Annotated in this window: 10 protein-coding genes; 1 reads left to right on the plus strand and 9 read right to left on the minus strand. The window is 62.5% G+C overall.

Annotated features, from left to right (window positions below; genetic code table 11):
• The 3 genes from EN884_RS19595 to EN884_RS19605 all read right to left on the minus strand — a co-directional run.
• A partial coding sequence (locus EN884_RS19595; RefSeq protein ID WP_206617611.1) for an ADP-ribosylglycohydrolase family protein occupies positions 1-627 on the minus strand: 627 nt, incomplete at its 3' end.
• A 3-nt stretch (positions 628-630) separates the two neighbouring features.
• Positions 631-1356, minus strand: coding sequence for a GntR family transcriptional regulator (locus tag EN884_RS19600; RefSeq protein WP_013530802.1), 726 nt, complete (start codon positions 1354-1356; stop codon positions 631-633).
• A 229-nt stretch (positions 1357-1585) separates the two neighbouring features.
• The gene (locus tag EN884_RS19605; RefSeq protein ID WP_013530801.1) at positions 1586-1855 is read right to left on the minus strand and encodes a DUF982 domain-containing protein; all 270 of its coding nucleotides are present in this window, start codon (positions 1853-1855) and stop codon (positions 1586-1588) included.
• Between the two features lie 84 nt (positions 1856-1939).
• On the opposite strand from EN884_RS19605, the gene EN884_RS19610 reads away from it, so the two are divergent.
• Positions 1940-2197, plus strand: a complete 258-nt coding sequence (locus EN884_RS19610) for a hypothetical protein (RefSeq protein WP_013530800.1) — start codon at positions 1940-1942, stop codon at positions 2195-2197.
• Positions 2198-2479: 282 nt separating this feature from the next.
• Here EN884_RS19610 and EN884_RS19615 read toward each other — a convergent pair whose 3' ends face one another.
• The 6 genes from EN884_RS19615 to EN884_RS19640 all read right to left on the minus strand — a co-directional run.
• Positions 2480-2677 carry a DUF3309 family protein gene (locus tag EN884_RS19615; protein WP_082826496.1) on the minus strand — a complete coding sequence of 66 codons (198 nt, stop codon included), beginning with the start codon at positions 2675-2677 and terminating at the stop codon, positions 2480-2482.
• Positions 2678-2990: 313 nt separating this feature from the next.
• Positions 2991-3686, minus strand: a complete 696-nt coding sequence (locus EN884_RS19620; protein ID WP_024501580.1) for an isoprenylcysteine carboxylmethyltransferase family protein — start codon at positions 3684-3686, stop codon at positions 2991-2993.
• A gap of 172 nt (positions 3687-3858) precedes the next feature.
• Positions 3859-4881 (minus strand): ABC transporter substrate-binding protein, encoded by a 1023-nt coding sequence (locus EN884_RS19625; RefSeq protein WP_063168553.1) that lies wholly within the window; start codon positions 4879-4881, stop codon positions 3859-3861.
• Positions 4874-5641, minus strand: a complete 768-nt coding sequence (locus EN884_RS19630) for an ABC transporter ATP-binding protein (protein WP_063168554.1) — start codon at positions 5639-5641, stop codon at positions 4874-4876. Before EN884_RS19630 ends, EN884_RS19625 begins: the two co-directional genes overlap by 8 nt.
• Positions 5638-6399, minus strand: a complete 762-nt coding sequence (locus EN884_RS19635; protein ID WP_244514357.1) for an ABC transporter permease — start codon at positions 6397-6399, stop codon at positions 5638-5640. Before EN884_RS19635 ends, EN884_RS19630 begins: the two co-directional genes overlap by 4 nt.
• 92 nt (positions 6400-6491) lie before the next feature.
• On the minus strand, positions 6492-6945 hold a 454-nt coding region (locus EN884_RS19640), incomplete at its 5' end, for a YkoF family thiamine/hydroxymethylpyrimidine-binding protein (RefSeq protein WP_128360691.1).

Here is a 6945-nt window from a genome sequence, read left to right on the forward strand (position 1 = left end):
TCGCCTCGCCGCCGCGACCGCGCTGGCGGAAGCGTCGCGCCAGCCACCGCCGGCGACGCCGCGGCTGACGGCTGCCGCAACGGCAGCGGCGGAGGCGATGGCAATCGAGGTGTTGTGCGTGGCCCGGCAGGTCTCAGCCACCTTGCCGACGAATCCTTCCAACGGTTCGAGCGGCATCATGATGCCGACCGGCGCGATACGCATCGCCGCACCATTGGTGTCGCCGCTGCGCCCCGCTTCCTCAGCCGGCATACCATTGTTGATGGCGTCGATGGCGCGTTTGGTCGATGGCCCCAAAAGGTCATAGCTGCCACGCGCCTTAACCTCGCGTTCCCAGTCGAGCAGCGCATTGACCCAGCGCGCGTGGTCGAAACGGTCGCCGGATTCGACCAGGATGCGGCCGAGCAGCAACGCCTGCTCGGTATCGTCGGTGATGGTGCCGGCGGCCAATCCCTTCGACACCGGATGATCCGGGAAAGGCTCGATGAAATCCTCAACATGGCCGTAGAGTTCGGCAATGCGAACCGGCGACAAAAGCTGCGTCGGCATGCCGAGCGCATCGCCCAGCGCTCCGCCGACAAGCGCCCCCATGGCGCGGTCAATAGCCTTGCTGGTCGCATCCGACATCGCTCAGAACCTCATATGCAGCGCAAAATGCGCCGGATTGAGCAGGCTGGTGACGTACTCGATCGGCCGGTCGTCGGCGGCGCGCGTCAGCCGGCGGCCACGCAGGAAAGGCGTGCCTTGCGGGCAGCCGAGGATGGCCGCATCCTCGGCATTGAGCATCTCGATCTCGACCCATTCCTCGCCATGGTCGGGAATGAGGCCGGCGACGCGCAGCGTCTGGTGCAGCGAGCCCTCGCGCAATCCGCGCAACGGTACGTCCTCGAGCTCGGAGGACAATGGCAACCGGCTGCGCTCGATGGAGATCGCATGGCCGTCGCTGGCGTTGGTGCGCACCCGGTCGACGGCGATGAAGAACGGGCTTTCGATGCCAAGCAGCGCAGCCAGATCGGGGTCTTCGATGACCTCCAGCCGCAGCGTCCGCGTCTCGGCATTGGCGCCGGCATCGGCCAGCGCGCGCGACCAGCCGATCGAGTCGTCGACCGGCTTGCCGTCGAAGGTGACGAACGAGCCGATACCAACCTTGGTCGTGATCAGCCCGCGGCTGGACAGTTCCTCGAGGCCTTTGCGGACCGTATTGCGGCTAACGGAGAAGCGCTGGACGAGTTCGTTCTCGCTTTGAAGGCGGTCGCCGAAACCGAGGACGCCGGAACGGATCTCATGTTCGAGGACGGTGGCGATCTGCTCGGGCTTGCCCGTGCCGGGAGACAGTTGAACCGCGCGCCGCTTCATAAGGGTACCTGTTCAATGAACCTGTATAATCCTGTTCAATACCGAGGCCCGGATGCTATGTCAACAGATGCCGAAGACTGACCAACAGGCAGCGAAATGTGCGGGATAACCGTGCAGGGCGTGCCGAGAGGCAGGTCAATAGCCCTGAAAAGCCGGTCGGCGATCGCCAAAAAGGGGCATACATCAAGGGGATGGAGCCAGATCCTGATTCAATTTCACCAGGGACAGGCTACGGGATCGACACCTCACGCGGTTCGACGAGGATGTCCGCCTCGATAGCGGCGTTGATGAACGCCGCTCTTGCCGCCGAGACTTCTTTCTTTCCCTCGAGCACGGCCAGACAGGCCTTGCGGGCAACCATATGCTTTTGCCCGGTCGCAACCGGCCAGCGGTTCAGCAGGATGTCGGCAGCCTGAGCGACCCGCTCCACGTTGAAGATCGAGTTTCGCGATCGGCCGAGCGCAATCCTGACCGGCTCATCGAAACGCTGATCTTGCACGATGCCACTCCCCAAAGTCGGCATTCATCGATTCGCGGCCTTCAACCCCGAGCAATGTGATAGGTTCTGCGCCAAAGGTGCAAGATGTCCGATTCCAGTGGCCAGAAAAATCCCAGGCTGATCGTCGTGGTCGCGTTCGATCGCGGTGAGGATGGCGAGTTGTTCCCAGCCTTTGGACCCGCCGACCAGCAGAGCGAGGATCGCGCCATACGCACCGCCAGGGCTCTGACGGCAAAGCATTCCGGCGTCATCGCCTGGAGCCGTGAGGCCGATCCGACGCTGGGCGAATATGGTCCGCCGAACACGCTCTTCGTCAGCGGTGACGTGCCTGACATGGAGTAGTCGACTGGCGCCAGCATCTGAACGCCTCGCCCATAGGGTTTGATGCGAGCCGGTTTTGCCTCGCCAGCAAGCAAAAGCCCGCTACGGTGAACCGGAGCGGGCCTTGGAGGAGGACAAGGGGTGGGACCCTCTCCTCTTGTTTCCACGGGGGGGTGTGGACCGCAATGACCATACGAAAGTTTTGCAGAGTGCAGGATCACAAGCCGGCTTGCCTGCATCACAATCCGGTGCACGCCGACATTGGGGCGCTCACGAGATTGCGATCAGTTGGCGATAACCCGGCTAGATGCACCCGAGTACGACAAGCACGATGACGATGAGCAGCACGAGCCCAAGGCCGCCGCCGCCATAGGAGCCGGCGCCGTAGGATTGAACCTCGCAGCTGCGATGTTCAAAAGACGAGCGCTCCAAAGGCCTACCGTTCCGCGATTGTGGCGGGCATCGCGCGGAAGAAGTCACGCCAGCAACAGAAACGGCCATCCTGGTGACGGCAACCAGAATTTAATTCCGGCACGCCTGTGGACCGCAGAAAGCCCACCAGCGTGGCGGGCTTTCCGATCGGCCGGAGATGGCGAGAAGCCGATTGCAGAAGCAATTACGCGAGGTAGTGAGTTTCAGCTTCACAGAGAGAGAATACTGAAATTGAAGTGTGGTATATATATCTCAAAATTTCTGAAATAAACGCCAGTAAAAGTCGCAATATTAGCTTGCACAAACAATGCGCAGGTCTATTGACGATCGAACGTTGCCAGTGTGGTTGCAGACCGAACGATTCTGCGCGCCGGGGCGCCTGTCAAACGACGCCGTAGAACAGCCTGTAGTGGACGCGCTTCATATAGTCCCGATACTCCGGCGTGACGGCCAGCAGCGCCTCTTCACGCAGGATGCGGTGCACCTGGAAGAAGGTGATCACCGCGTAGACGGCTAGATTGTAGAAGGAAAAGGCCGACAGCAGGAACAAGAGATGGCCGGCAAGATAGCCGGCATAGATCGGATGCCGCACCAGACGGTAGGCACCGCCTGTCATCACGCCGCGATTGCCCGGCAGAATGGCGAAAGAACGCCCCAGCGATATCTTTCCCCAGATTACGAACCCCAACGCCAGGGCCTGCAGCGGCGCCGCAACATGGACCGGGATGATGGCCACGCCCGGCTCCAGGTCGATGAAACCGACACCGAAGCTGGCGATCACGGAGACAACCACCGTGAGCGGGTTCCAGTCGCGAACCTTCGGCCGACGCGACAGAAGCAGCCAGGTAAAGGTCAGGATCTCGGAAATTGCCACCAGCGCCACATTGATGCGCGTCGGGTCGAGCATCAGGTGATACACGCCGCGGTAGACGAACATGCCCGCGAAGGCCAGCGCGCAGATCCGAAAGAAACCTTCCCGCAAATCCACCAGGATCTCACGCTTTCGGGCTGCGGACAGAATCCTGCCGTCACTGACGTGCGAAAGCGCCTCGCTTTTTGATATGAGCAATGCAGACACCCCAATGATCCCTCAGGGCGACCTTTGCACGCAACCATTGCCGGGCAGTTAATCAACAAGATCAGATCGGTATTAAACTGGCTGTCGGGGAGCCAGGGCGCCACTTCCAGACGACCTGCTCCACGCGGTCGCCAAGAAAGACTGGCGACCCATGTCATTTGGTTTTGCCAGACTAGCTCAGATAGTCGTTGCGGAAATAGCTCCCGAAATCCGGACGTCGAGCAACCAGCTTGCCGTCGGAATCGCGCAAAATGCCGGAGGCGAAGAGATAGTCGCCAATCGCTTCCATCTTGGCCGGATCCATCGTCCCGATGGCCCCGCTTTGGCTGCGTAGATAATGGCCGTCGATCAATGCCTTCAGCGAGGCGTGGATCAGCGCCGGATTGGTCAAGGCATCCTTGTTTGCAGCGATCAGCAGGGTTGCCGCATCGTCGGGGTGGTCGACAGCGAACTGGTAGCCGCGTCGCGTCGCCTGAACGAAGTCGGCCGCAGGCTTGGGATTGGCCTGGAGATAGGCTTCGCTCGAAGAGATCAGCGTCGTGTGCTCATCAGGCACGCCATAATCGGCATAGACGAAGCTGCGCTGCTTGACGCCCCTGAGTTCGGCTTCGACACCCTCCCAGGTCGAGACTTCGAGCGTGAAATCGACCGACCCATTGGCCAGCGCCTCATAGGCTGAGGTGCCGAGCGTCACCGTCTCGAAATTGCCCTTGCCGCCGTCGTGGCGAATGATGGTCGATATCAGCGCGTTTTCCCAGGCACTGCCGAAGCCGCCATAGATCAAGCCGTCGAGGCTTCTTGGGCTTTTGATCTCGTTGCGTGCCGCATTGAAGACCACGCGGCCTGTTTCGGATTGCACCACCGCATAGACGCCCTTCAGATCCGCCCCGGCGGTTCTCTGGGTGAACAGGCTGATGGTGCCGTTGATGCCGAAATCGGCGACGCGGTTTGCGACCAGCGTGCCCGCACCGGTATCGCTGTAGGGCAGGATGTCGACCTCGAGCCCGGCTTCGCGATAAAACCCTTTGTCGCGGGCGACGAACAGTCCGATGTGGTTGGTATTGACCGTCCAGTCGAGGGCGACGGTGACCTTTTGTGCCGCCGATTGTGCTCGAGCCCGACCCGTCCCGGCAATCAAGGGAAGGCCGGTGGCAAGGGTCAGCAACAAGGCCTGCCGGCGCGTCAAGTCAGTCATGATCGTGTCCTTTGGATGGATTGGGGTTGAGGATGATGTCGAGGATTTCGGCCTCGAGCGCGCTTGCCTGGCGCGCGGCATCGCCGCCAAGGCTGCGCGGGCGCGGCAACGGCACCCTGATTTCACGCACGATGCGGGCCGGGCGCGCCGACAGCACATAGATGCGGTCGGACAGGAACACGGCTTCGCGCACGTCATGGGTGATCAAGAGCGCCGTCCAGCGATGATGCCGCCACATCTGTTCGAGCCAGCGCTGCATGGCGGTGCGGGTCAGCGCATCGAGCGCGCCGAACGGCTCGTCGAGCAGGAGCATGTCGCGCTCCTGCACCACGGTGCGCAGCAAGGCCGCGCGCTGGCGCATGCCGCCGGACAGCTGCGCGGGAAAATGCCGCTCGAAGCCGGCAAGCCCGAATTCGGCAAACAACGGCGCAACGCGCGCCCGCGCCGCCTGTCTCCTCATACCTTGCACTTCGAGCCCGAGCGTCGTGTTGTCGAGGATGCGCCGCCATGGCATCAGCGCGTCGCGCTGCGGCATGAAGGCGAAGTGCCTGCCGTGGTCGTCGAGCCGCGCGCCGTCGAACAACATCTCGCCCTCGCCATGCTCGGCGCCGGTCAGAAGCTGGAACAGCGTCGACTTGCCGGCACCCGAGGGTCCAAGGATCGAGACGAACTCACCAGCGCCGACGCTGAGCGAAATATCGGCCAGCACGTCGAGCCCACCGAACGCCTTGTGCACATGCCGCAGTTCGAGCCGGCTCATCGCCAGGCCCCCTTCCCGGCAGTTTCCCTGTCGGCTCGCTCCCAGGGCATGGCAAGGCGCTGCAGCAACACGGTCAACCCGAACAGGACAAGGGTCAGCGCCGCGCTGACACCGACGGCGGCAAGAACCAGATCAGGACGGAAATTGTTTTTGGCGTTGAGCATGTAGATGCCCAGACCCTTCGCGGCACCGGCATATTCAGCGAAGATGGCGCCGACCACCGCATAGGTGATGGAGATCCTCAACCCGGCAAAGAAGTAAGGCAGCGCCGAAGGCAGCCGCGCCAGCAGGAAGATGCGCCAGCGCCCTGCCCCCATGGCGCGCAGCATTTGCCCGATCTCGGCCTCGGTCGCCTCATAGCCTTCGACCAATGCAACCAGCATCGGAAAAAAGGTGACCAGCGCCACCAGCATGATCTTGGGCGCCAGCCCGAAGCCGAACCACAGCACCACCAGCGGCGCGACCGCCACCAGCGGCAAGGTCTGGCTGACGATGAAGACGGGAAACAACGCACGCCGCAGCGGCTGGAAGAAGTCGACCAGCATCGACAGCACGAAGGCGGCGCTGAGCGAACAGGCAAAGCCAAGAAGCGTGGCACGGATGGTCGGAACGGCATTGTCGGCCAGCGCCTCGCGATTGAGCATCGCTTGCTCGAAGACGCGTGACGGCGCCGGCAGTATCGTGGCCCTGATGCCGGAATAGGTGGCATAAAGCTCCCACGCCAGCAGGAGCAAACCGGCCGAGATCATGGCCGGCATTGCCTTGACGAGAAAGCTCGCGATCGGGCGCGAAGCGACTGATGATGAGACCACGGGAGATAACCTTTGACGGCCGCGAGAGCGGCGCGGCTTCAGACGGCCGACGGGCTGTTGGCCGAGACCGTGACGTCGAGGGTTACGTGGCCAGCGCCTGGTCCGAAACGGCAGAAAGCCTCGTCCAGCGCCGAAAAGATCGCACCGGCATCACCGCGCAGTTTCGTGCAGAAATGTTTGGAGCGCTCATAGACGCCGGACTGCTTGAGAAAGTCTATGCAGCCGTAGATCTCGTCCATGTGGTCGTCTGTGCCCATCACATAGAGCGAGAACTGCGCCGCCGCCGGCTGGCCGGTGGCAGCAGCATTGCGCACCGCCGCGATGGCCGCGTCCTTGCGGGGGCCGAGTGGACCGACGGGCCCGCCAAACGCATCGGAGCGGCAGATCGGATCGTCCGGCTCGCCAGGGCAGCCGCGCGAGATGGTGGCCGACAACACGCAATGTTTGCCGCTGCGTGCCGCCGCCACGAAGAGGTCGCGCATGGCAGGAAAC

It is taken from the genome of Mesorhizobium sp. M7A.F.Ca.AU.001.01.1.1, from assembly GCF_004022735.1.
In the GTDB taxonomy this organism is placed as follows: domain Bacteria; phylum Pseudomonadota; class Alphaproteobacteria; order Rhizobiales; family Rhizobiaceae; genus Mesorhizobium; species Mesorhizobium ciceri.

Excerpts from the sequence above, each read along its gene's own strand:
- EN884_RS19600 (WP_013530802.1), bottom strand. The coding sequence starts at position 1,356 with ATGAAGCGGCGCGCGGTTCAACTGTCTCCCGGCACGGGCAAGCCCGAG.
- EN884_RS19610 (WP_013530800.1), top strand. The coding sequence starts at position 1,940 with ATGTCCGATTCCAGTGGCCAGAAAAATCCCAGGCTGATCGTCGTGGTC.
- EN884_RS19615 (WP_082826496.1), bottom strand. The coding sequence starts at position 2,677 with ATGGCCGTTTCTGTTGCTGGCGTGACTTCTTCCGCGCGATGCCCGCCA.
- EN884_RS19625 (WP_063168553.1), bottom strand. The coding sequence starts at position 4,881 with ATGACTGACTTGACGCGCCGGCAGGCCTTGTTGCTGACCCTTGCCACC.
- EN884_RS19630 (WP_063168554.1), bottom strand. The coding sequence starts at position 5,641 with ATGAGCCGGCTCGAACTGCGGCATGTGCACAAGGCGTTCGGTGGGCTC.
- EN884_RS19635 (WP_244514357.1), bottom strand. The coding sequence starts at position 6,399 with ATGCCGGCCATGATCTCGGCCGGTTTGCTCCTGCTGGCGTGGGAGCTT.